General features: G+C 31.4%; 23 protein-coding genes, 1 other RNA gene and 1 pseudogene. 16 read left to right on the top strand and 9 right to left on the bottom strand.

The features are described 5' to 3' along the window. Positions 1-26: 26 nt before the first annotated feature. Complete coding sequence (locus CLU83_RS06110) at positions 27-788, top strand: GLPGLI family protein (RefSeq protein WP_100430793.1); 762 nt, start codon at positions 27-29, stop codon at positions 786-788. A 508-nt stretch (positions 789-1,296) separates the two neighbouring features. After that, positions 1,297-1,890, top strand: a complete 594-nt coding sequence (locus tag CLU83_RS06100) for a 2OG-Fe(II) oxygenase family protein (protein WP_100430791.1) — start codon at positions 1,297-1,299, stop codon at positions 1,888-1,890. On the opposite strand, the gene CLU83_RS06095 is transcribed toward CLU83_RS06100, so the two are convergent. After that, entirely contained in the window at positions 1,887-2,681 is a 795-nt protein-coding gene (locus CLU83_RS06095) for an RMD1 family protein (RefSeq protein ID WP_100430790.1), read from the bottom strand. The genes CLU83_RS06100 and CLU83_RS06095 overlap by 4 nt on opposite strands. 155 nt (positions 2,682-2,836) lie before the next feature. On the opposite strand from CLU83_RS06095, the gene CLU83_RS06090 reads away from it, so the two are divergent. Continuing rightward, complete coding sequence (locus CLU83_RS06090; RefSeq protein ID WP_100430789.1) at positions 2,837-3,190, top strand: hypothetical protein; 354 nt, start codon at positions 2,837-2,839, stop codon at positions 3,188-3,190. A gap of 1 nt (position 3,191) precedes the next feature. Here CLU83_RS06090 and CLU83_RS06085 read toward each other — a convergent pair whose 3' ends face one another. Next, on the bottom strand, positions 3,192-4,283 hold the full coding sequence (locus tag CLU83_RS06085) for a class I SAM-dependent methyltransferase (protein WP_100430788.1): 1,092 nt from the start codon (positions 4,281-4,283) through the stop codon (positions 3,192-3,194). Between the two features lie 48 nt (positions 4,284-4,331). Then, positions 4,332-4,631, bottom strand: a complete 300-nt coding sequence (locus tag CLU83_RS06080) for a hypothetical protein (RefSeq protein WP_100430787.1) — start codon at positions 4,629-4,631, stop codon at positions 4,332-4,334. A 119-nt stretch (positions 4,632-4,750) separates the two neighbouring features. Here CLU83_RS06080 and rnpB point away from each other — a divergent pair. The 4 genes from rnpB (at position 4,751) to CLU83_RS06060 (ending at position 8,152) form a co-directional block, all read left to right on the top strand. Continuing rightward, an RNA gene (gene rnpB / locus CLU83_RS06075) (RNase P RNA component class A) lies at positions 4,751-5,082 on the top strand. A gap of 214 nt (positions 5,083-5,296) precedes the next feature. Further along, complete coding sequence (locus tag CLU83_RS06070; protein ID WP_100430786.1) at positions 5,297-6,217, top strand: ketopantoate reductase family protein; 921 nt, start codon at positions 5,297-5,299, stop codon at positions 6,215-6,217. Between the two features lie 750 nt (positions 6,218-6,967). Continuing rightward, positions 6,968-7,462, top strand: coding sequence for a hypothetical protein (locus tag CLU83_RS06065; RefSeq protein ID WP_232726991.1), 495 nt, complete (start codon positions 6,968-6,970; stop codon positions 7,460-7,462). Positions 7,463-7,468: 6 nt separating this feature from the next. After that, on the top strand, positions 7,469-8,152 hold the full coding sequence (locus tag CLU83_RS06060) for a hypothetical protein (RefSeq protein ID WP_100430784.1): 684 nt from the start codon (positions 7,469-7,471) through the stop codon (positions 8,150-8,152). A gap of 38 nt (positions 8,153-8,190) precedes the next feature. Here the strand turns inward: CLU83_RS06060 and CLU83_RS06055 are convergent, their stop codons facing one another. Together CLU83_RS06055 and CLU83_RS06050 are read right to left on the bottom strand one after the other, a co-directional pair. Further along, positions 8,191-8,793, bottom strand: coding sequence for an RsmD family RNA methyltransferase (locus CLU83_RS06055; RefSeq protein WP_100430783.1), 603 nt, complete (start codon positions 8,791-8,793; stop codon positions 8,191-8,193). After that, positions 8,790-9,602, bottom strand: coding sequence for a DUF3822 family protein (locus tag CLU83_RS06050; RefSeq protein ID WP_100430782.1), 813 nt, complete (start codon positions 9,600-9,602; stop codon positions 8,790-8,792). Before CLU83_RS06050 ends, CLU83_RS06055 begins: the two co-directional genes overlap by 4 nt. Positions 9,603-9,795: 193 nt before the next feature. Between CLU83_RS06050 and CLU83_RS06045 the strand changes: the two genes are divergently transcribed. The 4 genes from CLU83_RS06045 to kdsB all read left to right on the top strand — a co-directional run bounded on the left by CLU83_RS06045 (position 9,796) and on the right by kdsB (position 13,683). Next, positions 9,796-11,220 (top strand): ATP-dependent RecD-like DNA helicase, encoded by a 1,425-nt coding sequence (locus CLU83_RS06045; protein WP_100430781.1) that lies wholly within the window; start codon positions 9,796-9,798, stop codon positions 11,218-11,220. A 100-nt stretch (positions 11,221-11,320) separates the two neighbouring features. After that, positions 11,321-12,151, top strand: a complete 831-nt coding sequence (gene ygiD / locus CLU83_RS06040; RefSeq protein WP_100430780.1) for a 4,5-DOPA dioxygenase extradiol — start codon at positions 11,321-11,323, stop codon at positions 12,149-12,151. 69 nt (positions 12,152-12,220) lie between these two features. Continuing rightward, positions 12,221-12,922, top strand: a complete 702-nt coding sequence (locus CLU83_RS06035; RefSeq protein WP_100430779.1) for a hypothetical protein — start codon at positions 12,221-12,223, stop codon at positions 12,920-12,922. Between the two features lie 32 nt (positions 12,923-12,954). Then, positions 12,955-13,683: a 3-deoxy-manno-octulosonate cytidylyltransferase gene (kdsB, locus tag CLU83_RS06030; protein WP_100430778.1), complete on the top strand. Its 729-nt coding sequence runs from the start codon at positions 12,955-12,957 to the stop codon at positions 13,681-13,683. Between the two features lie 21 nt (positions 13,684-13,704). Here kdsB and CLU83_RS06025 read toward each other — a convergent pair whose 3' ends face one another. After that, positions 13,705-14,370, bottom strand: a complete 666-nt coding sequence (locus CLU83_RS06025; protein WP_100430777.1) for a spermidine synthase — start codon at positions 14,368-14,370, stop codon at positions 13,705-13,707. Between the two features lie 63 nt (positions 14,371-14,433). On the opposite strand from CLU83_RS06025, the gene CLU83_RS06020 reads away from it, so the two are divergent. Continuing rightward, positions 14,434-14,988: a 1-acyl-sn-glycerol-3-phosphate acyltransferase gene (locus CLU83_RS06020; protein WP_100430776.1), complete on the top strand. Its 555-nt coding sequence runs from the start codon at positions 14,434-14,436 to the stop codon at positions 14,986-14,988. A 258-nt stretch (positions 14,989-15,246) separates the two neighbouring features. Here CLU83_RS06020 and CLU83_RS06015 read toward each other — a convergent pair whose 3' ends face one another. Continuing rightward, positions 15,247-15,711, bottom strand: a complete 465-nt coding sequence (locus CLU83_RS06015) for a helix-turn-helix transcriptional regulator (RefSeq protein ID WP_100430775.1) — start codon at positions 15,709-15,711, stop codon at positions 15,247-15,249. Positions 15,712-16,021: 310 nt separating this feature from the next. On the opposite strand from CLU83_RS06015, the pseudogene CLU83_RS06010 reads away from it, so the two are divergent. The 4 genes and pseudogenes from CLU83_RS06010 (at position 16,022) to CLU83_RS05995 (ending at position 20,970) form a co-directional block, all read left to right on the top strand. After that, positions 16,022-17,175: pseudogene (locus CLU83_RS06010) on the top strand (M14 metallopeptidase family protein). A gap of 76 nt (positions 17,176-17,251) precedes the next feature. After that, the gene (locus CLU83_RS06005) at positions 17,252-17,731 is read left to right on the top strand and encodes an Lrp/AsnC family transcriptional regulator (protein WP_024981770.1); all 480 of its coding nucleotides are present in this window, start codon (positions 17,252-17,254) and stop codon (positions 17,729-17,731) included. 90 nt (positions 17,732-17,821) lie between these two features. Then, a complete protein-coding gene (locus tag CLU83_RS06000) occupies positions 17,822-20,407 on the top strand; it encodes a phosphoenolpyruvate carboxylase (RefSeq protein WP_100430774.1) in 2,586 nt (861 codons plus the stop codon). A gap of 47 nt (positions 20,408-20,454) precedes the next feature. Further along, on the top strand, positions 20,455-20,970 hold the full coding sequence (locus tag CLU83_RS05995; protein WP_100430773.1) for a DinB family protein: 516 nt from the start codon (positions 20,455-20,457) through the stop codon (positions 20,968-20,970). Positions 20,971-20,982: 12 nt separating this feature from the next. Here CLU83_RS05995 and CLU83_RS05990 read toward each other — a convergent pair whose 3' ends face one another. After that, the gene (locus CLU83_RS05990; RefSeq protein WP_100433634.1) at positions 20,983-21,462 is read right to left on the bottom strand and encodes a DNA-deoxyinosine glycosylase; all 480 of its coding nucleotides are present in this window, start codon (positions 21,460-21,462) and stop codon (positions 20,983-20,985) included. A 4-nt stretch (positions 21,463-21,466) separates the two neighbouring features. Then, on the bottom strand, positions 21,467-23,578 hold the full coding sequence (recQ, locus tag CLU83_RS05985; RefSeq protein ID WP_100430772.1) for a DNA helicase RecQ: 2,112 nt from the start codon (positions 23,576-23,578) through the stop codon (positions 21,467-21,469). Between the last annotated feature and the right edge of the window lie 85 nt (positions 23,579-23,663).

Genomic DNA, 23,663 nt, shown 5'->3' with positions numbered 1-23,663 from the left:
AAAATGACCATAAAAAATAGCAACATATGAAATCAATACTTTTTATTCTTACAACACTAATTTTTACAACTACAGCAATAGCACAGCAATTTATAGAAAAAGCGGTAGTTGAATATGAAGTAAATACGAATTTGAAAAAAACAATGAGCAATGATAGTTGGGATGAGATGATGAAAGACAACCTTTCTGACCTAAAAATATCGTATTACACCTATACTTTTGCAGACAACAAAAGCATCTTCAAATTTGATCGATGGAGTTCAAAAACAAAAATTCCTAAATACTACAAAGATCAAGATGAAGAAAACACTTGGTATTTTGATTTTGGAGCCAAAAAAATGATGATGCAAAAACAAATAGTAGGTACTAATTTTGTGATAGCCGACAGCATCCAAAATATTGAATGGAAAATCACTAACGAAAACAGAGAAATAGCAGGTTATAATTGCCGAAAAGCAGTAGGCAAAATAATGGACGACGTTTATGTATTTGCTTTTTATACCGATGAGATCACCATTTCTGGAGGTCCTTGTTCTATTCACGGATTGTCAGGTTTGATTTTGGGGCTTTCAATTCCTAGATTATACACCTCATTTGTAGCCACCAAAGTAGATTTGTCGATGACTAAAGCCTCCGAATTAAAACCCATCACAGCTAAAAAAACCTATGATTTATTGGGTCTAAAGAAAGAAATTGAAGAAAAAACGAAAGAATGGTTCGATTATGGTGATGATAAAGAGGAGAACAATAGAAGAAAAAACAATTTTTTGTGGAATGCGTTTTTATAGTTCCTCGGAATGATTTCAAGCCAAATTTTGTTATCACGACAACGCTCTAAAATATAGCTTTTTAGATTTGAAATGGTTTCTTGATAATGAGGTGCCTCAAAACCAAAACGCCCCGCCCCGTAAAGTATCATGACTTTGCGCTTTTATTTAAATGTTTTTTAAAATTGTAAATCATATAAAAGTCTCCCGACTTTTACCGTGAAACCCTTAAAGATTCAGTATCATTGCTTATATATAAAAATGTAATTGTATAGTTTTTTTAACTCTAGAAACTTTTCTAATTCTAAAAACATCACGAAAAAATTCTAAACACTTTTGACATGTTTCACGCTTTTCAAAAACTTTCAAAAAAAAACACAAAGTCATAAGATTTTAGAGTTGGCGAACATTCAAAATATACGTCCCATATCAATCAGAAAATTTTTATTTATTTTATTTTGTGACCGTTCCTGTTTTTAATAGTCTACCTTGCCCCGTTGGCGCTATTTTCAGTCCATCAAAATTGGATATGGAAAATAGTTTTGAAGCTTTGATTGCAACTTATATTGAAAATAAAGTAGGTATATCGGAACATTTTTTAAGTGAAACTTTGGCTAATAACTTGAAGCAGAATTTATCTGCATTAAATAAAAACAGCCAATTAGCCACAGCAGGTATTGGCAATTCAGAGAAGTTATCATACGATGGTGCCATCCGAAGCGATTCCATTTATTGGTTGGACAAAAAGAACAATAATGATTTTGAGAATGAGTTTTTTGTGCAAATAGAAGCTTTTATTCTCTATTTAAATGAAAGTTGTTACGCCGGAATTACAGGTTATGAATTCCATTATTCCCTTTACGAAAAAGGTGATTTCTATGTGAAACATCTTGACCAATTCAAGAATAACCCGAGCCGAAAATATTCCATGATTAGCTATTTAAACAGTGAGTGGCAAGAGAGTGATGGAGGAGAACTTCTGATTCATCAATTGGATAACAATCAAAAAATAAACCCTACTCAAGGCAAAACGGTTTTTTTTAAAAGCGATGAGCTTGTTCATGAAGTTCTGGTTACCCAAAGTACTAGAATGAGCATTACAGGTTGGCTGAAGAGTGATTAATGGAAAAGCAATGCAATCATAATCTCCAAAAAGATCAATATAATCACAATCCATTCTAATCGGGAACTTTCGCGAACATTCAGTACGTCGGTAAAAAGCCTAAGATTATCCTCTACGATATCCAATCTATAATCAAGATCCTTAAAACGTGGATTAATATCAAAATTTGCTTTTAGGTGTCGGTTTAGCAAATGGAGCTCTTCATTGTCCCAAACTAAATTCGGGTCATCGAGAATATAGAGATTGTCAACAATACTGTTCTTAACGTTCAATACTTTTCCGATGTATTTGAGCAGATTTTTCTTTGAAATGCTCAGTTTTCCTCGATGTTCCAATTCCTGTATGTATTTTTTGGAAGAAGTGATAAGATCATCTGTCAGCGCCTCATAATAATCCAAAGCAACAGATTGTGCGATATTCAACATTACGATTTTCAAAACAGAAGGATCCACATAAGGCACAGTAACATAATCATTTTTGATAATCACTTTTGCGATGTTTTCGTCAATTTCTATTCTGTATTCTTCAAGTAATTCCAAATCAACAATTGTAGAAGTATAATTTTTTACAAAATCAATGAATTCATTTTTCTTAGGTGCTGTAAAATTTGCAAATACAACCACACCATAGTCAAATATATAGAGATATCTTTTTTTATTCGTCAGCGTGTAAAATATTTCCGACGGTGAACTCGAGTGGGGTTCAACACCAAATTCAGCCCTTAATTTTTTTATATTAAAAGCTTCGGCTATTTGGATCGCTTCAATTTTGATGAAATTACCTTTTTCCATAGTAAAATTTTTATTTTATCTCAAAAAAGTAGTTTAAAGTTAGCTATTTCTATCTTATTAAATGGGAAGTCAGCTAAAAAAACAAACAGATTGATTTCTATATTTAGCTAAAAAGCGTAAATTAGTACATTGAAAATCAGTAAAATGGAGATATCATGAAAGAGATAGAAAAATTGTTAAGAACAAATGGTGTAGAACACAAAAAGGAAGGCAAAAACAAATTACCGGATTCTCTTTTGTATCCTTCGGAAGAAGATATTTATAGAAAATTCCATAAAGAAAGTGACATCGACCCTGAAGACATTTCGAAAAAGAAAGCTCTCGTCGAAATCAACAAAATCAGTGAGCTAAACCAAAAGGAATTTGATGAAGATATGTCCGGTGGCGATTTGGACATACCAGGTTCGGAGATCGATGATGAATTCGAAAGCACAGGAAACGAAGATGAGGAAAACAGCCATTACAGCATTGGTGGAGACAATCACAATAATTTGGAAGAAAATACATAAACTAAACTGTCTTTAGGCCCGAAAGTGGATATTTTGGAACATTCTTCTCTTGAATTAATACTTTAAATTTAAATCCCATATCCATTAAAAGCCTATAGTTTATGTTTGATTCTGACATGGCTATTGATGCATTTCCCTTGACATTCATTAATCTTTTGTTTTGATATTCTTTAAACCCAAGAGACAATAGGAATGAAGCTTGATTTGTCATTCCACTGCAATTGAGACCATTTATATTTCCCCAATTTATTAAATCCGAAAAATTTACGTGAGTCGTAATATCTTGTTCTCCTATAAATTGGTACGGATTGTCGTTTTTGTGGTGTTTGTAATAACACAATAGCGTGCCGGAACTTCTATGTTTATCATATAATTCCGGGGAAATGTCTCCGTAGTCAATGGTGATTACATAACCTTTATTCAGGGATTTTGCGATTTCTTCAATCCAGAATCGAGCTTCCAGATTTATTTCTGTACGGAATCCCTTTGGCAATTCTACATTCAAATTGGCAAAATAATCAATGAGTTCCTTATTTGCAGGCTTCAAAACTTCGATGAAACCACCTGAATAATCAACAAAAACCTCCATTAACTGCTCTTCCATAACCACTTGGTGCACCGAAAAATTATCAACCAATTCATTGGACAAAATACAGCCATTTATTTGCGGAATTTCTTTAATGGAGTCGTACCATGTCACTTTTTCCCTCAAAAGCATTTTTTCTCTTTCTTGCATACTGGGACTTTTTTCGATAATGCAATAGGATAAAACATCATATAGATTAGGATTATTATCTTTTAAATAATCCAAAATATCATGGCACAATAAACCTGTTCCTGCTCCATATTCAATAATTTTTATAGGGTTTCGATCTAAATTTTGCCACATTTCTTCTATTTGGCGGGCTATCATCGCTCCAAAAGCATCCGAAAGATAAACGCTAGTATAAAAATCTCCATCAGCCCCAATTTTACTTGGAAAAGAAGCGTAATATCCCAAGTCAGGATAATACAAAGCCATCTCCATAAAATCCCGAAACGATATTGAACCTTCTTGATGAATCCGTTGCATTATTATATCTGACAAGGACATTGAACCGAATTATTTTAAAGTTCACCTGAATTATAAGTAACAATAGAATTATTGCTTGTTACTTTCTATGTATAACTTTTCTAAAATTTGTGACGCTTCATAATCTGAATTTGCCGAAAAACCAGACACAAAAACTCCTTTTTTTCCTGAAATGGAAATTATGCCATAAACAACAGATTCTTCATCTGGATCCGAGTCTCCTTCATAGCGATAAACATGATGCACTGCGTAGTCATTCGGATTTGCCTTAATAGCTTCTGTATGAAGATTAAAATCATGATCAAACCCTTTTTCTTTTAAATCCTCTAAAGCTTCCAAAACGGTCGTATAATGATAGGTTGGTTTCATAATTGACAAAATTAAAATTCACAAATAAAGATAACTATTTTATTTGTAGCAAGTTGCAAATTACTTGTTAAAGTAAAAAACCTAATCTTGATAAACCTTGATTAATGTTGTAGATTTGCAATGCAGACCGCCTTATCGTCGTCTCGTCTTTATGGACGGGAGGGAGGAAAGTCCGGACACCATAGAGAAGCATAGCGGGTAACACCCGTCGGTCTCGTCTTTACGGACGAGATTAGGACAAGTGCAACAGAAAGTATGTACAGGTAATGCTGTAGTGAAACCAGGTAAACTCTATGCGGTGAAATATCAAGTATATCAGCATTTAAGGGCTTCTCGTCCGTTGCTGAAGGGTAGATAGCTTGAGTCCAGCAGTAATGCTGGATCTAGATAAATGATAAGGTATCGTTAGCAATAACGAGAACAGAATCCGGCTTATAGGTCTGCTTTTTTTTTAAAATTTTTCATTTTTTTTACTATTTTATTAAAAAAATACGAGAAATTTTTCTTTTTATATCTTCATCTCAGTCCCTTTTGCTTTTTAAAATAACACTCCCTTTTTTTGTTTGTGATGGGAAATGGAACGAATTGTGCCTTAATTTTGGGATTAATTGTTATTACAACTACGAAAAACCCAAAAGGGACCTTGATAACTAATATATAAAATAATGAAAACAAGAATAGGAATTTTAGGTTTAGGTGGAGTAGGTGGTTATTTTGGAGCATTATTGGCGCAAGCCTATTTTAAATCAAGTACCGTAAAAATTATCTTTATTGCTCGTGGAGAAACTCAAAAAAACATTTCCGAATCAGGTTTGAAAATTCTATCCGATGATGGAGAAACTATTGTTTTCCCAAATTTAGTTTCTGACGATCCTGAATTAATAGGAACACTCGATTACCTGATATGTGCTACAAAAACCTATGATATTGAAACTAGTTTTGAATCCTATAGAAAATGTATCACACCAAATACGGTTATTCTTCCACTTTATAACGGAGTTGATGCTACAGAGCGAATTTATAAATTATTTCCACAAAATATCGTTTTACAAGGTTGTGTTTATATCGTTTCAATGATTGTTTCACCAGGAATTGTCAAAAAAATAGGACCTTATGAAAAACTGTTTTTTGGATCTAGATCAATTTCTGATTCTAAAGTAACAGCACTTCAATCTATTTTCGAAAGAGCCAAAATCGAAAGTTATCATGTTGTGAATATTGAAGAGACTGTTTGGGAAAAATTCATTTTTATTTCGACTTTAGCATCAGTTACCTCTTATTTGAATCAAAATATTGGTCAAATTTTATCAAATTCTGAGAGTAAACAAGTTTATGTTTCCTTACTTAATGAAATTACTTTGGTCGCTTCTGCAAAAGGGTTAAAAATTACAGACAATATTGTTGAAGAGACTATTATAAAATTAGAAAAATCACCTCAAGGTGTTACTTCTTCTATGCATCGGGATTTTTTAGCCAATCATAAAACAGAAGTAGTTTCGCTAACCGAATTTGTTGTCAAAGAAGGAATAAAGTATGGTGTTTCAACTCCAGTTTATCAAATGATATTAAACAAATTGTCGAAATAAAACTAATTTAGTTATCTATTTTAAATTCCAATCCAATATTCTGAACACTTTCAATGCTTATTCGAGAATCATTTTTGAAATACTTCCGAATTTTACTGATATAGACATCCATACTTCTTCCTAAAAAAAATCATCATTACCCCAAATTGTCTTCAAAATTTGTTCTCTTTTTATCATTTGATTTTTATGGGTATAAAAGAATTATACCTTAAGTTATAATTATATTTTTAGAAATACGATTTATGAAGAAAGTTTTACGATAAACAATATTAACCTGAGTTCGATTAATACAGCATAAAACTTGCTTACAAATAAATTATATCAGTTAATGTTCCTGCAAGGTCTTTTTTTTGACCTTGTAGGTATCTTATCATTAGTATTCATACCTACAAGGTTGAAAAAACCTTGCAGGATATCCAATAAATAACAAATTATTGAATAATCGAACTCAGGTTATTAGTTCAACAACCAGATACTTGGTTGATGCACACGAATTTTCAATACCTGTTAAATGTTCATTTGGTAAAATAAAATCGACTGAGTTTAAAGAAAAAAAACATTGATGATAATTCCAATAGGATTATATAAAAGTTCATATTGCTCATTTATGTCAAAAAAAAAATACTAAATGACTACAAATACTTTTCAAATATAATAATTGTATTACATTTGAATTCAAATTAATTATTAGTACTAGCTTTCATGAAATTACTGCATTCGTTTGTTCTTTTTTTATTTTTCACACCTTTAATGAAAATTATTGCACAAGATATTCCATCTGTCGAAAAAAATCAATTCAAGATAAATTTAATATTACCCGGTGTAGTGTACGAGCACGGCTTTAGCAATAAAAACACGCTATATTCTGAATTTAGTTTTGGTCTAGGCTATAGTAAAAGCGGTTTTAGTGGCTCAACTTGGTCTTATTATCCAACTGTTAATGAGCAGTTTCGTCATTATTATAACTTAGAAAAAAGAACTGCTAATGGAAAAAGAATATTCGGTAATTCAGGTAATTTTTTTGGTTTGAATGCAATTTATAATTTTGAATCTATTAACTCCAACAAATCAGTTTCGCCAACGGTTGCTTCATTTACAATTGCTCCTGTTTGGGGATTTCAGAGAACTTATAAGCATAATTTCAATCTAAATCTAAATGGGGGAGTTGGTTATAACATTGACAAAAATAACAGTGAAATAGTTCCAGTGGTAAATTTCACATTAGGTTGGTTAATAGGTAAATAGTAAGTAATGAAAAAAATATTTCTATTTTTACTGCTTACTATTTCTTTAAATGGTAATGCACAAAACGTTAGGGGCTTTGGAGGAATATCTGGTTATTTGCACAGTGATTTTAAAGGATCTTTTTTTGCAGGTGTTAGTTGTGGTGCTGAATTTAAGGTTAAAAATTATATCAAACCCGAAATAGATCTCAATATTCTATTTGGAACTATTGAAGAAGCAGTGCAACGTAATGATTTAGGCAGTATAACAAATTCTTTTTGGAGGTCGGCTTCTGCTTATAATATTAGTTTTTCTCCAAAAATTTGTATCAATAATAACGGACAGAATGATACCTATCTAGTGATTTTGCCGAAATATTCATTTTCTAAAGTTACTGCTGTTGGCAAATATACTTCATTAAACACTAACGATGTAAAGACTACCACCAAAGAAACAATTACCGATTGGCAACATTCATTAGGGATTGGTGTTGGTCTTGATATTAGTGTTTCTAATGATAATACGGATTCTTTATGTTTGAATATCTATTATCAAAATGTTGATATGGGTAAGGCTTTGAATCAATTAAGTCATAGTGGAGCTAGTAGAATTAATACAAATAATGTACTTGGAGCAGGCTGTAACTATTATTTTTCTTTTAAAAAGGCTAAAAAACCAAGACCTACTAAAATACCAGAGCCCCTGCAATAGCAAGGGCTTTATTTTATATAAAATCGTTTGGTAGTATACTAACCTTCATCTTCTTCCGTGTCTTTTCGACTCGATTCATCATCTACTTCTTCTTCATTTCCTTTATTCAATTCGAAGAAACTAAAAATTGAACCGCCGTAACTTTTTTGAAAAGAAAAATTAATCATGTGATCCAGTTTGGTGTATTTCGAATGCTCAATAACCATCATACCATCTTCATTCAGTAATCCTTTTTCGAAAATTAATAATACAATTTTCTCAAAAATTTTTTGGTCTAAGCCATAAGGAGGATCTGCAAAAATAATATCATAAGTTGTTTTGCTTTTTTCCAAAAAAGAGAAAACATCACTTTTAGTGGCCGCTATATTAAAATCATATTCCGATGCCACTTGTTTGATGAATTTTATACAGCCAAAATCGCCGTCAACTGAGGTAATTGGCGTACTTCCGCGTGAAGCAAACTCAAAACTGATATTACCGGTTCCAGAGAATAAATCCAATATTTTTAGGCCTTCAAAACTAAAATGATTGTTTAAGACATTGAATAATGCTTCTTTACTCATGTCGGTTGTAGGCCGAACGGGGAGCCCTTTTGGTGGAAAAATGCGTCTTCCTTTGTATTTTCCTGATATGATTCTCATGAGTTAAAAAGTATAAAATGCTGCAGATTTTGTCTTTCTGAAAAGCTGTTGTTTTTTTGTAAATCGGCAACATCAAGAAAGGACACATTTCGAATGTATTTGAAAGCAATTTTATAAAAATCATCTTCCTCCGAAATGGCTCCTAATAATTCAAGTTTAAAACTTTCTGGATTCATATTTAACTGTTCGGCCGTAAAAAGCAGGTAGTAAATAAAATCCTCGGGAGTTTTATATTCGAATGAATTGAATAAAAGCAGTTTTTGATTCTGAATTACAATAATTTCAAAATGACCAGGATTAAAATGTACGATCATTTTCTTATTATCATTATTTTTGGATGCATCCAAAAGCTTTGAAACCAATATACTGTTGGCGTGTCTGTAATCAAAAGAACCAAATTGGTCTATAAAAAAGTTATTGATATTCACATACGGAATATAAACCGTATTCATTTGATAATTCGTAATTTCATCAAATGCAAAAAAATCGGTTTCAAAAACCTTGGTGTTGTACTGTAAATAACTGCCCAGAAAATTTTCGTCAAATAGGGCAGTGGGTACAAATGTCGAAAGATTGTTATTATGAATCACCTGAATTTCATCGTAACGGTCATTCAGTTCCGGGTAATTTCTAAATGCACTCGAAAACAATTCTTCAATCTTCGTTGATTTATGAAAAGTGTCAAAATAAATTTCATTCAGTGATACAATCCTGTTATGAAGCGTGTCAAAACAACAAAAAGACAGCCCCGTCAGTGAAACCTGAATGGAAAGTTTTTTGTATTTTTTATCAGTTATATTGATGTTCATAGTATTTTTTTGCGACAATGCAAACTTACGAATTTAAAAGGCAATGGCAATATCAAAAATCAATTGCAATAGCAATAGAAAAAAAGGAAGTAAATATAAAATTGAATTTTGCAATTGATATTGTAATTGTTATTGACATTGATTTTTGATATTGCCATTGAAATTGCCTTACTTTGCAATCTAAATATTCCCAATGAATTCCTCCTTATTTTACAGCCATTTACAGAGAAAATTTCCTTTTCAGCCAACATACAATCAGGATATATTTTTTCAAAAAATAGCTATTTTTTTGACCGACACTCATAATGAGACCATTTTTGTGCTGAAAGGATATGCAGGAACCGGAAAAACCACTGTTATTTCGACCATTGTAAACAGTTTATTAGAGATTAACAAAAAGTATGTTTTGCTGGCTCCAACAGGGCGCGCCGCCAAAGTAATTGCCAATTATTCGAACAAACCAGCTTTTACAATTCATAAAAAAATCTATTTTCCGAAGAAGAATTCCGGTGGAGGCGTTTCGTTTACTTTACAGCAAAACAAGCATAAAAATACGATTTTCATAGTCGATGAAGCTTCTATGATTTCGGACACTAATTCGGATTCCAAATTGTATGAAAATGGTTCTTTGCTCGATGATTTGATTTCGTATGTATATTCGGGAACCAATTGCAAAATGATTCTGTTGGGTGATACGGCTCAGTTACCGCCGGTAAATTTGGATATAAGCCCGGCTTTGGACATTCATACGCTTAGCATAAATTACAACAAAGAAGTCGAATATATTGAGCTTGACGAAGTAATGCGTCAGGAAGAAAATTCAGGTATTTTGCACAATGCAACCGAATTGAGGGAATTATTGAAAGATACTTTTATAGCCGAATTCAAATTTAATGTTCGAAAATTCAAAGACATTGTCCGTTTGGTTGACGGTTACGACATTCAGGATGCAATTCACTCGGCTTACAGTAATTTTAGTATTGAAGACACTGCTTTTATTGTTCGTTCCAATAAAAGAGCGAATCAATACAATGAGCAAATTCGAACAAAAATCCTCGACAAAGAAAGTGAATTATCAACAGGCGATTTCCTGATGGTGGTAAAGAATAATTATTTTTGGCTTAAAGATTCGGATGAAGCTGGTTTTATTGCCAATGGTGATATTATCGAAATTTTGGAAATGTTTGGCATAAAAGAATTGTACGGTTTTAAATTTGCAAAAGTAAAAATCCGAATGATCGATTATCCAAATCAGAAACCTTTTGAAACTGTTCTTCTGATGGATACCATAAAAAGTGAATCACCGTCTTTAACTTTCGAAGAATCAAATCGTTTGTATCAAGAAGTGATGAAAGATTATGAGAGCGAAACCACTAAATATAAAAAGTTCCAAAAAGTAAAGGAGAACGAATATTTCAACGCACTGCAGGTTAAATTCTCGTATGCTATTACTTGCCATAAATCTCAGGGAGGACAGTGGAATACTGTCTTTATAGAACAACCGTATTTGCCAAATGGTATTGATAGAGATTATATCCGATGGCTGTACACCGCTATGACACGTGCCAAAAATAAGTTATATTTGATAGGATTTAAAGATGAAAGTTTTGTGGAATGATTAAAAATTTAACCGCAGATTCGCAGATCTTAATGAATAATACATAGTAGCTATAGATTTATAAAAAATCTGCGAATCTGCGGTAAAAAAAACAAAGAAAATGAACACATTAAACGATTTACATACTATTTCAAGTACTTTTTCGAATACCGAAAAAATGCCTGTCTTATTCTTGGGACACGGAAGCCCAATGAATGCTATTGAAGAAAATCAGTTTGTAACAGGTTTTCGAAATTTGGCCAAAACATTACCCAAACCAAATGCTATTTTATGTATTTCGGCACATTGGTTTACCAGCGGAACCAAAGTTACCGCGATGGAACTGCCAAGAACAATTCATGATTTTGGAGGTTTTCCGCAGGAATTATTCCAAGTGCAGTATCCTGCAAAAGGAAGTCCCGAATTAGCCACCGCAACACAAGAATTATTATCGCCAACGGCTGTTGAATTAGACCACCATTGGGGTTTGGATCACGGAGCTTGGAGTGTAATTAAACATTTATATCCCGATGCTGATATTCCTGTAATTCAGATGAGTATCGATTACACGAAATCAGGTCAATACCATTTTGAATTGGCACAAAAACTAAGTGCATTACGAACCAAAGGAATCTTGATTGTTGGCAGCGGAAATATTGTCCATAATTTGAGATTGGTCGATTTTCATAATTTTGACAAAGATAATTATGGTTTCGATTGGGCAATAGAGGCAAGAACTGTTATAAATGATTATTTACTAGACGGCAATTTTCAACCGCTTATAGATTTTGAAAAACAGAGCAAAGCTTTCCAACTAGCGATTCCAACGCCAGATCATTATTTGCCCTTGATTTATACTTTGGGATTAAAAGGAAAATCAGAGGAATTAAGTTTGTTTAATGACAAATTAGTTGCAGGTTCTTTGAGTATGACTTCGGTGAAGATTAGGTAGATTGGTTTTGTGTGAAAAGTTTATATTTGTTAAAGTAATACAAAAGCAGAAAAAATATTTTAGAAAATTATGAAGAAAAAAATTCCATTACAAATTTTAAAAGCATTAGAGCCTTTACTAAAAGAAAATTCTTCTTTGTTTGAAATAATTCTTCAAGATGAGTATATAATTAAAATAATCGATAAAGATAAAAATTCAGATTTTTATTTTTTAATAGAAAGTTTTACCACCTACCCTAAGTTTACCTTGCTAGTAAATCGTAAACCTGCAAATGATTTTACAAAAAGTGTAAATAGAGGATCTGTACTTGCTGATCAAATTGGAAACGAGTTTAAAAAATGGTTAGATATACTTGAAGGTTATGAAAAGGTAAATTCAATTTTTGACGATCCAATAATTGAAGCATTCGCCTCAGAATATTATTCCGAATTTGAAATTATAGATGAAGATGCTGGAATAAAACCATTTAATATTAAGCAAATTTTATTACTTGATGAGCATTTAGAAAACATAGAAATTAATATAGAAAGACATTTAACTGCTACTAATAAAGTTGAATTAGAAGAAATCCTAAATGAGGTAATTGAGTTAAGAGAAAACTTAACGAAAAGACCAAAAAAATGGGTAATTAAAAAATTATCATTTGTTTGGGCAAAAATTTCAAAGCAAGGTCCTGTTTTTATAAAAGAATTTTTATCTGAAAGTAGTAAGTTAATAATAAAAGAAAGTGTGAAATTTATTTTTAATAAAGGAATTGATTTATTGAATTAAAATACAGATTTCTGTAAATAAAAAATATAATAATGAAAATAATAGCAGTCATTCCAGCCCGTTACGCATCCACAAGATTTCCTGCAAAACTGATGCAGAATTTAGGAGGTAAAACGGTTATTTTAAGAACCTATGAAGCAGCCATAAATACTCAATTATTTGATGATGTTTTTGTGGTTACCGATTCAGAATTAATTTATGATGAAATTGTTTCAAACGGCGGAAAAGCTATTCGAAGCATCAAAGAACACGAATCGGGGAGTGACCGCATTGCCGAAGCGGTTGAAAATCTAGATGTTGATATTGTTATCAATGTACAAGGAGATGAACCGTTTATTGATGCTGAGCCTTTGGCAAAAGTCATTGAAATTTTTAAAAATGATGCTTCAAAACAAGTTGATCTGGCTTCCTTGATGAGAGAGATAAAAAATGAAGATGAAATCAATAATCCAAATAATGTTAAAGTTGTCGTTGATCAAAACGGATTTGCATTGTATTTTTCCCGTTCTGTGATTCCGTATCCAAGAGAAAAAAATGTTGGTGTTCGTTATATGCAGCACATCGGAATTTATGCTTTTAGAAAACAGGCGTTATTGGATTTTTATAGTTTACCCATGAAATCATTAGAAGCCTCCGAAAAACTGGAGCAATTGCGTTATCTGGAATTTGGAAAGCGCATCAAAATGGTAGAAACCACACATGTTGGTATCGGAATTGATACTCCTGAAGATTTAGAAAAAGCTCGAAAAATGCTTCTTTGATTTAGATTAAAGAAGCATTTTTCAATTCAGTTTTTCAATAATAATCAATTCATTATGGAGTTCAACTCTCGGGATTGACTGTATTTTATACCCCTCATCATTGAAGTCTTTAATAAAATTATGATTTCTTACATTATCTCCAGGAGTCAGACACATTGTGTTAAAAAGAATGATTCCTTTAGTTTTTAGCAAAAAGCAAATTCTATTAATAAAGAATTTTTCAAATAGAAAATTTGGCATTTTCGTATCCTGAAAAATGTCAACAATAATCAAATCATAACGGTCTTTTGTTTTCAATACAAATTCAAAAGCATCATCAATTATGATATTTAAATTTTTTATTTCGTCTAATTTAAAATATTCATTTGCAATTTTAATAATATCCGGATCAATATCAACGCCGGTGATTTGACCTTCAAAATGAATTTCATCTACCAATGTTTTAATCACGCTGCCACCTGCAACTCCAAGTACCAAAATATTATTCATTTTTGCGATTTTCTTAAAACCAAAATGTTTTAATCCTTTCCTTAAGATGCGCTGCAGACTGCCATAAGAATAATTAGTGTTTTCTGAATCCAGTACTAACTCGCCATTGGCCCATGTAACTTCAATAGTTTTACTTAGTGCAGAATTAGTTTTATAAATTTTAATGGGTATAATATAACTTAATAATTTGCGAAGCATTAATTTTTGGTTTTTATCAAAAATAAGATATTAATTATTTAATTTGTGCAAAATTGATAACAAATGAAGAGACAAATCTATAAATGGATTTTCGAAAATCTAATGGGCTGGAAAATAGAAGGTAGCTTCGATGAACAAATTAAAAAAAGTGTGTTGATGGTATTGCCGCATACAAGCTGGCATGATTTTTATGTGGCCATTATTTGCAGAGGTGCAGTAGGCATGGATATCAATTGGGTTGGAAAAAAAGAATTATTTCGTTTTCCATTTGGATTTTTTTTTAAATCTTTGGGAGGTGCTCCTCTAGATAGAACAGGAGGACTGAACAAAGTAGAATCTATTGTCAGTATATTTAATTCTAAAGAAACATTCAGATTGGGACTCTCTCCAGAAGGAACGCGAAAAAAAGTAGATCAGCTCAAAACCGGTTTTTATTACATAGCCTTAAAAGCAAACGTACCCATCATTCCTGTATCGATAAATTTTGAAAAGAAAGTAGTGAATTTTGGTAAAGCATTTTATCCAACAGGCGATATTGAATCAGATTTAATTATTTTGAATAAACATTTTGTTGATGCCAAAGGGAAAATCCCCGAAAACGGATATAAAGTCACTTAAAATTAAACTCGCTGAGAATCGTGTAAAATATTTTTTCTGAGTCTTTGCTCGAAATATTCAATTCTCATAAATTGTAATTTTAGATTTTATATTCAAAAAAAGCAGATTGCTTCGCCTATTTTGTTATCGCTCGAGTTACAGATTTATTTTTCTAAATCTAAATTTATTTTTTTAGAAAAACCTAATTTGATTTCAAAGATTGAAAATTAAAACTTATAAATCTGTGTTAGAATAACTCGTGATTTTCTCTGAATGAATTCAAGATTCAAATTGATTCGGTGAATAGATTTTGAAACTTCCATTTTTATAAAAAAAAACAATTTTTTCTATTTCATCATTTTTTTCATTTTCGGCAGAAGCTTCAATCTGTTTAGATTTTGGAAGAGCGATATTTGATTCTAATGGAACCTGAATTTGAGAAAATAAATCAATTGGAGTAGGAGTGTCTAAACTTGAAACTGTAATATTTTGATTTAGATTTTCGATTATTTCAGAATTTTTTGGAAAAACTCCAGTGCCATTTAGTATCCAATACAAATCCACATCAGGAAAAATATCAATAATTTTAAGGATAAAATCCAAGCTCGGCTTGTTTCTTCCAGAAAGCAGATGTGACATGCTGGAACGCTGTACACCAATTTTATCTGCAAATGAAGAGGCATTTAGATTATAATACTCAAGTATAATCTCCAATCTTTTTATGAAATCATCTATGTTTACCATTGTAAATTGTATTTCAAATTGATGTATTTACAAATGTAATCAAAAGGTATGTGATAGCCTAATTTACAATGTTAAAACCTAAATTTAAGATTTATAATATTAATCAATAAATACAAGTAAATATATTTAACTGTCTAATTTTATAGTATTTAATAACTGAAATTAAAGTTATTATTTAAGATTCATCTTAAATATACTTTTGTATACTTAACTTTTAAAAGAGGGTTTACAATTTTAATAAATTTTTAAAAATCATTGTTTACAAATGTAAAAATAAAGATGTTTACTTTTGTAAATCAAATATTGAGACATGAATTTAGAAGAACTATTCAATCAAAACAAAGAAAAAACTATTCAGGGCCGTTATATCACATTAGATAATATTGAGCCATTATTAAACAGCGAACTCTTAAAAAAGATGTGAAAATAATTGGTGAATCCGTTTTGGGAAAACCCATTTACAGTTATCAAAATGGCAATGGCAAAACCAAAATTTATCTCTGGTCGCAAATGCACGGAAACGAAAGTACAACGACCAAAGCACTATTCGATTTCATAAATCTTCTTATTAGCGGATCAGATTTAGCTAAAGAACTTTTAGAAAGCTTTACTTTTTATTGTATTCCAATGCTAAATCCTGATGGAGCAAAATTATATACCCGTGCAAATGCTAATAATATAGATTTAAATAGGGATTCACAGGATCTTACACAGCCAGAAAGCAAAATACTCCGATCTGTTTTTGAGAATTTTAAACCTGATTATTGTTTTAATCTGCATGATCAGCGTACTATTTTTGGTGTTGCCGATACAGGAAAACCCGCAACTGTTTCTTTTTTGGCACCTTCTTATAATGAAGAAAGAGAGGTAAATGAGTCCAGATTAAAAGCTATTAACCTGATTGCAGGCATTAATGAAGTTTTGCAGAATTATATTCCAGGACAGGTAGGCCGATTTGATGACTCTTTCAATATTAACTGCATTGGAGATACTTTTCAGTATCTAGGTGTTCCAACAATATTATTTGAAGCAGGTCACTATCCAGATGATTATGAGAGAGAAAAAACAAGAAAATTCGTGTTTATATCTTTACTGTCGAGTTTTATTATTCTTAACGAAAACGATATAGTTGGTAATAGAAATGATAAATATTTAAACATTCCTCAGAATAATGTTGTTTTTTTTGATTTTATGTATAAAAATGTCAAAATAAATTATGATGGTAATGAAATAATCACGAATTTTGTGGCTCAATATAAGGAAGAGTTAATTGACAATAGAATAAATTTTAATGCTTACATAGTTCAAGCAGGCGATTTAAAAGGGTATTGTGGTCATTATGAGTATGATGCCAAACAAGCATTATATAGAGACGGACAAAATAACAGACCCAATGAAAATCAAAAAGCAGATTTTAATTTTGATGAAAAAGTTTTTTTCGTTAATGGAAAATTAAAAAATTGATTTTTTCGCTGTTTATTTAATTTTTATTTATAATTTTAACTTTTTTAGTAGCAAATAACCGTATAATAAAAGAATTATGAGTAAGTTTCGTTTAGATGAAGTAGATCACCAGATTTTAGATATGTTGATAGACAACACAAGAGTTCCGTTTACTGACATTGCTAAAAAATTATTGATTTCAGCTGGAACGGTGCATGTTAGAGTTAAAAAAATGGAAGATGCTGGTATCATAATGGGGTCTTCTTTAGTCCTTGATTATGATAAATTAGGATATTCATTTATTGCTTATGTAGGTGTGTTTCTTAATAATACTTCTCAAACTAAATTTGTTTTAGAGCGTATTAATGAAATTCCATTTGTAACTGTAGCTTCTGTAACTACTGGCAAATTCAATATTTTTTGCAAGATAAGAGCAAAAGACACTAAGCATGCAAAAGATGTTATTTTTATGATTGATGATATCGAGGGTGTTTATAGAACAGAAACTATGATTTCTCTTGAGGAAAGCATAAATGATAAAAAGCGTTTGATGCATACCATTTTCAAAGAAATGTAAAAAATCTTGAATGCTATATATAAATATAACCTCAAGCGTAATCTTGGGGTTTTTTTATGTTAGATTAATCAACCAACTAATAGTTTAATTATGTATACGTTACCTAAAATAGAGCGTTTTAACGAAAATGTTTTATCTAAATATCATATTTACAATAGCGTTTTTATAACATTGCCTTTTGATTCTGTCGATAATACTGGTGTTTTGTTGCCTATTTTTACAGAACTATGCGATTCCGGCTTCAAAAAGCAAAAAACTCCTACAGAAATATTCGACTTTTTTTCAGATAAATACATGCATAGTGATTCTGAAAAAGATAAAATTAATCTAATGTTTCACTTTATACAATATATTGAGCGTCAGATTGTTTTATTTGATGCCATTGAAGATGCTGCTTTTCCTGTGGTAAACAATATGGAAGGGAGAGGTTCTCTTCGTGATATTAAAGAGAAATCTGACGTCAGAGGCAATAAAGAGGAATTAATTAATTTCTTAGAAAATTTTAATGTTCGTACTGTTTTAACAGCTCACCCAACTCAATTTTATCCTGGTTCTGTTTTAGGAATTATTAATGATTTGACAGAAGCTCTTAGAAAGAACAATCTATTAGAAATAAAACAATTATTAGCTCAATTAGGAAAAACACCTTTTATTCAAAATGAAAAACCGAATCCTTATGATGAAGCTGTTAGTTTAATTTGGTATCTGGAAAATGTTTTTTATAACACTTCTGGAGAGATGGTTCATTATCTGCAAAAAAATGTTTTTGAAGGTGAGTCTATAAAAAATCCATTAATTAAACTTGGTTTCTGGCCAGGCGGTGACCGTGACGGTAACCCATTTGTTACTACAGAAATCACACTGAAAGTTGCTGAGCGTTTGAGAACTTCAATTTTAAAATGTTATTATTTTGAAATAAGAAATTTAAAAAGAAAGTTAACTTTTCCAGTTGTAGATTCACTGGTAATGGAGCTTGAGCAAAAATTATACCGTTCTGTTTTTTATTCAAAAGGAGATATTTTTATTACACTTGATGAATTTAAACTGCAGTTAAATAAAATAAAAACCATAATAATTGAGCAGCATCAGTCACTATATGTTGATCAGATAGATGCCTTGCTTATTCGCATAAATTTATTTGGTTTCCATTTTGCTACTTTAGATATCAGACAAAACAGTAAAATTCATCAAACTGTTTTTTATGATATTGTGGATTATTACTCAAAATCAAAAGAAAATGTTTTCCCTGCTGATTATTTCCAATTAACTGAGGAAAAAAAATTAGAAGTATTGTCAACTCTGAAAGGTAATTTAGATGCAGCTGATTTTGAAAATGAAATGACAAGATCTACTATTGAATCCATTCAATGTATCAAAACAATTCAAGAAAACAATGGAGAATTTGGAGCCAACCGTTATATCATAAGTAATAACGAAAGCGCACTTAATGTTATGGAAACTTTTGCCTTATTTAAATTATGCAATTGGGAAAATGCTACCGTAGATATTATTCCGCTTTTTGAATCAGTAGATGATTTGCATAATGCACATTTAGTGATGGAAACATTATACACAAATCCTGAATATGTTCAGCATTTGCAAAACAGAAATAACAAACAGACAATAATGCTAGGTTTTTCTGACGGAACAAAAGACGGTGGCTATTTAATGGCAAACTGGAGCATATATAAAGCAAAAGAAGCTTTGACTGAAATGTCCAGAAAATATGGAATTCATGTTATATTTTTTGATGGGCGTGGCGGACCTCCAGCACGTGGCGGAGGAAAAACCCATAAATTTTATGCTTCATTAGGTCCGAATATTGAAAATAATGAAATCCAAATTACAATTCAGGGACAAACCATCAGTTCAAATTTTGGAACATTGGATTCATGCCGCTATAATTTGGAAAACCTTTTGAGTGCTGGTGTGGCTAATCAAGTATTCAATCAAGGTCAAAATCAGCTAAGTGCAGATGAAAAAGCGATTTTGGATCAAATGGCTGAATTAGGGTATGATAAATATTTGAGTTTCAAAAACCATCCCAAATTTATTCCATATTTGGAACAGATGAGTACTCTAAAATATTATGCAAAAACGAATATTGGAAGCCGTCCTTCCAAAAGAAGCAAATCAGAAAGTCTTGATTTTGCTGATTTGAGAGCAATTCCATTTGTGGGTTCTTGGAGTCAATTAAAACAAAATGTTCCAGGATTTTTTGGAGTAGGTACTGCTTTAAAACATTTCGAAAATAATAACCAATGGGATAAAGTTCAAAATTTATATAATGATTCATTATTTTTCAGAACCTTGCTTGAAAACAGTATGATGTCATTGGCAAAATCATTTTTCCCATTAACTGCATACATGAGCAAGGATCCTGAATTTGGTGCTTTTTGGCAGATTATTTATGATGAATTTTTGGAAACAAAAAGATTATTATTAAAAATTGCAGGACATGCTGAATTGATGGAAAATTACCCGGATGGTATAGCTTCTATTCAAATGAGAGAACGTATTGTATTACCATTGTTGACAATACAACAATATGCTTTACTAAAAATCAGTGAACTTAATAAAGCCGAAAACCCAGATTTGAACTTGATAAAAGTGTATGAAAAAATTGTGACCCGTTCTCTTTTTGGCAATACCAATGCAAGTAGAAATTCTGCTTAAAAAACTGATACAAAAATTAAATTCTAAATTTCTAAAAAATTGTCATTATGAATTCCAATCAATTGCCAGTAAATGAATATTCTAAATTTAATGCTACATATATACAAGCATTAGAAAATGTTGAATTATTTGAAGAATTAGAAATTAGTTTGCACGACTTTATCAAATTTGTTCAAAATATTCCCTTGGACAAATTTGATTACAGTTATGCTGAAGGCAAATGGACTATCAAAGAAATCATTCAGCACATTATTGATGCCGAAAGAATTTTTAGCTACCGTGCGCTTAGAATTTCCAGAAACGACAAAACACCTTTACCTGGTTTTGAAGAAAATGATTATGTCGACAATACAGATGCGAAAAGCAGAAGCATTCAAGATTTATTAACTGAGTTTTCTGCGGTGAGACATTCCAATTTATTGATGTTCAAAAGTTTTTCTGATGAACAATTAAGAAGAATTGGAACTGCATCAGGTCATGAAGTTTCGGTAAGAGCTTTAGGCTTTTTAATTCTAGGTCATCTTAAACATCATCAAAAAGTTTTTGCAGAAAGATATTTATAAAAGTTAATTTTTTTATTGAAAACAGCTCGACCAAATTTTTAACTTATTCTCAAAAGACATAGTATTTGCAGGACTGGTTGAAGGCATCACAAAATAAGTGATACCTTCTATTTGTCCAAATCTCTTTATAAAAAAAGCATGACTCTGTTTTCCATTAAAAATAATCTTGGTTATACCAGGAAATTTTTTAACCAAAAATTCAAAATCATTTTCTTTGTGTTTTTTTATATGAATATCTAGACTTCCTTTTCTTTCACAATTTTCTAAGACATCCCAAATCCCAATTTTATTTTCTCCAAGAATTTTAATTTTATCTTCAAAATTTACAGGAATTGGCAATGCCTCAAAAAGTGTACAGATTATTTTCCAAAAATGATTTCTTGGATGGGCATAATATTCTTGTTTTTCCAAAGACATAGCTCCAGGCATAGTTCCCAAAATTAATATTTCAGTTTCTGAATTTACAAAATGTAAAAATGAATGTATTCTCATAAAATTAAAGTACTGTATTTTCTTTTTCGAGTATAGCCAAACCAATTCTGATTTTATCATAAGGAAGCTGTTCTTCAAAAAAATCAAAATAAGGTTTCAAAGCGTTTGGAGCTTCCAGTTTAATTTTTGCTTCTGCAATTTTTGCAATTTCTTCTTCGTTTATAAAAATGCCTAAATCTATTGGATAACCGTCACTGTATAATTTTGCTAAATGTGAAATTATTGTTGGAACTAATAGTTTTCTCTGTAGCGCAATTTCTTCAACGGTCATTCCATTTTGAAACAGTTCTAAAGTTTCTTTGTAAGTAGTATTTTCTTTTTTTACTCTTACCGGTTTGCTTTTATGAAATTCAATAATTGCTTTTATGAATGCATCACCATATTTTTCAAGCTTTGCTTTTCCAACTCCATCAATTGCCAGAAATTCGGAATCACTCATTGGCCGCTGAATTTCGAACTGTTTCAAAGTGGCATCATTAAAAATAATGTAGGCTGGAACTTCTTCTTCTTTGGCAATTTCAGAACGCAGTTTTCTAAGAACTTCAAAAAGAGAATTCCCAGCCGATTTTATTTTAGCTATTTTAGGCTCAACTGCTTTTGCATTCATTTTTTGAACTGTTGTCAACTGCACTTTTTCTCCTTCAAATAATACTTTTTTTGCAAAAGGAGTTAATTTTATTTTATTCTGCTGATGGAAAGCAATTTCGCAATAGCCCAAATTTATTAATTGGATTAAGTATTGATTCCAGTCATACCACGAAATATCTGCACCAACTGCGTAGGTTTTTAAATTTTGATAACCTTTGTCGTAGATAGAAGCATTTTTAGAACCTCTTAAAAAATCTACAATAACAGGAAGGGCTTCTGATTCCTGCAAACGAATCACAGCTGATAAAGCTTTTTGTGCAATTATTGTTCCGTCAAAAAAAGCGGGAGGATTTTTACAAATATCACAATTGCCACAATTTTCAGTTACCAATTCACCAAAATAAGAAAGTAATATTTTTCTGCGGCAACTCAATGCATCCGCGTATTGTTTCATTCTTTCCAATTTTGCCAATTGAACATCAGCATTCAAACCTTCGGAAGCAAATTTTTGCAACTGAATCATATCACCATAACTTTCGAATAAAACGGTTTCAGACGGTAATCCGTCACGGCCTGCTCTTCCGATTTCCTGATAATAACCTTCAATATTTTTTGGTAAATTATAATGAATTACCCAACGAACATTTGATTTATCAATTCCCATTCCAAAAGCAATCGTCGCACAAACCACCTGACAATCATCGCTGATAAATTCGTCTTGAGTTTTAGATCGTATTTTACTATCCAAACCCGCATGATAGGCTTTGGCTTTAATTCCTGTTTTTTGCAATTTTTCGGTAAGCTCTTCCGTAGTTTTTCGGCTTAGGCAATAGACAATGCCTGATTCATTTGGCTTATTTTTTATAAACTCTATAATTTGCTTAACACGATCCAAAGCCGGTCTCACTTCCAAACTTAAATTTTTCCTATCAAAAGAAGAAACAAAGATTTCTGGACTAATTAAATTTAACTGCTCAGAAATATCAGTGCGCGTAGCTTTATCAGCTGTTGCCGTCAATGCCAAGATTGGAGTAGAGGCGAAGCGGTTTTTAAGATATCCCAAATTGGTGTATGCAGGTCGAAAATCATGTCCCCATGCAGAAATACAATGTGCTTCGTCAATAGCAATTAAGCTCACAACTATCTGACTAAATGCATTTTCTAAAAACGATAAACTTTCTGGTGCAACATAAACAAGTTTGACTTTATTGTCTTTCAAATTTTGAATATGAAATTGCTGCTCATCAGATGATTGGCTGCTGTTAATAAAACAGGCGTCAATTCCGTTTGCTTTCAAACTGTCCACCTGATCTTTCATCAGGGCAATTAATGGTGAAATAACAATTGTGATTCCTGGAAAGACTAAAGCAGGAAGTTGAAAACATATTGATTTTCCCCCTCCAGTTGGCATAATTGCCAAAGTATCTTTTCCAGAAAGTATGCAATTAATAATTTCTTCTTGATTAGGTCTGAATTTTTCAAACCCAAAATTTTCTTTAAGTTTGGCGTGTAGAATTGCTGTTGTCATTTTGGCTCATATAATATTTGAAAAATAAATATAATAAAAAAAGGAACTCAAATTGGAGTTCCTTTTCTATATTTTTAGTTAATTA

Origin of the sequence: Flavobacterium sp. 1 (assembly GCF_002797935.1) — a bacterium.
Taxonomy (GTDB): Bacteria; Bacteroidota; Bacteroidia; order Flavobacteriales; family Flavobacteriaceae; genus Flavobacterium.
The sequence above is the reverse complement of the archived record's forward strand: the minus strand, read 5'-3'. Positions and strand labels throughout refer to the sequence as shown.

Excerpts from the sequence above, each read along its gene's own strand:
- CLU83_RS06110 (WP_100430793.1), top strand. The coding sequence starts at position 27 with ATGAAATCAATACTTTTTATTCTTACAACACTAATTTTTACAACTACA.
- CLU83_RS06100 (WP_100430791.1), top strand. The coding sequence starts at position 1,297 with ATGGAAAATAGTTTTGAAGCTTTGATTGCAACTTATATTGAAAATAAA.
- CLU83_RS06095 (WP_100430790.1), bottom strand. The coding sequence starts at position 2,681 with ATGGAAAAAGGTAATTTCATCAAAATTGAAGCGATCCAAATAGCCGAA.
- CLU83_RS06090 (WP_100430789.1), top strand. The coding sequence starts at position 2,837 with ATGAAAGAGATAGAAAAATTGTTAAGAACAAATGGTGTAGAACACAAA.
- CLU83_RS06085 (WP_100430788.1), bottom strand. The coding sequence starts at position 4,283 with ATGTCCTTGTCAGATATAATAATGCAACGGATTCATCAAGAAGGTTCA.
- CLU83_RS06080 (WP_100430787.1), bottom strand. The coding sequence starts at position 4,631 with ATGAAACCAACCTATCATTATACGACCGTTTTGGAAGCTTTAGAGGAT.
- CLU83_RS06070 (WP_100430786.1), top strand. The coding sequence starts at position 5,297 with ATGAAAACAAGAATAGGAATTTTAGGTTTAGGTGGAGTAGGTGGTTAT.
- CLU83_RS06065 (WP_232726991.1), top strand. The coding sequence starts at position 6,968 with ATGAAAATTATTGCACAAGATATTCCATCTGTCGAAAAAAATCAATTC.
- CLU83_RS06060 (WP_100430784.1), top strand. The coding sequence starts at position 7,469 with ATGAAAAAAATATTTCTATTTTTACTGCTTACTATTTCTTTAAATGGT.
- CLU83_RS06055 (WP_100430783.1), bottom strand. The coding sequence starts at position 8,793 with ATGAGAATCATATCAGGAAAATACAAAGGAAGACGCATTTTTCCACCA.
- CLU83_RS06050 (WP_100430782.1), bottom strand. The coding sequence starts at position 9,602 with ATGAACATCAATATAACTGATAAAAAATACAAAAAACTTTCCATTCAG.
- CLU83_RS06045 (WP_100430781.1), top strand. The coding sequence starts at position 9,796 with ATGAATTCCTCCTTATTTTACAGCCATTTACAGAGAAAATTTCCTTTT.
- ygiD (WP_100430780.1), top strand. The coding sequence starts at position 11,321 with ATGAACACATTAAACGATTTACATACTATTTCAAGTACTTTTTCGAAT.
- CLU83_RS06035 (WP_100430779.1), top strand. The coding sequence starts at position 12,221 with ATGAAGAAAAAAATTCCATTACAAATTTTAAAAGCATTAGAGCCTTTA.
- kdsB (WP_100430778.1), top strand. The coding sequence starts at position 12,955 with ATGAAAATAATAGCAGTCATTCCAGCCCGTTACGCATCCACAAGATTT.
- CLU83_RS06025 (WP_100430777.1), bottom strand. The coding sequence starts at position 14,370 with ATGCTTCGCAAATTATTAAGTTATATTATACCCATTAAAATTTATAAA.
- CLU83_RS06020 (WP_100430776.1), top strand. The coding sequence starts at position 14,434 with ATGAAGAGACAAATCTATAAATGGATTTTCGAAAATCTAATGGGCTGG.
- CLU83_RS06015 (WP_100430775.1), bottom strand. The coding sequence starts at position 15,711 with ATGGTAAACATAGATGATTTCATAAAAAGATTGGAGATTATACTTGAG.
- CLU83_RS06005 (WP_024981770.1), top strand. The coding sequence starts at position 17,252 with ATGAGTAAGTTTCGTTTAGATGAAGTAGATCACCAGATTTTAGATATG.
- CLU83_RS06000 (WP_100430774.1), top strand. The coding sequence starts at position 17,822 with ATGTATACGTTACCTAAAATAGAGCGTTTTAACGAAAATGTTTTATCT.
- CLU83_RS05995 (WP_100430773.1), top strand. The coding sequence starts at position 20,455 with ATGAATTCCAATCAATTGCCAGTAAATGAATATTCTAAATTTAATGCT.
- CLU83_RS05990 (WP_100433634.1), bottom strand. The coding sequence starts at position 21,462 with ATGAGAATACATTCATTTTTACATTTTGTAAATTCAGAAACTGAAATA.
- recQ (WP_100430772.1), bottom strand. The coding sequence starts at position 23,578 with ATGACAACAGCAATTCTACACGCCAAACTTAAAGAAAATTTTGGGTTT.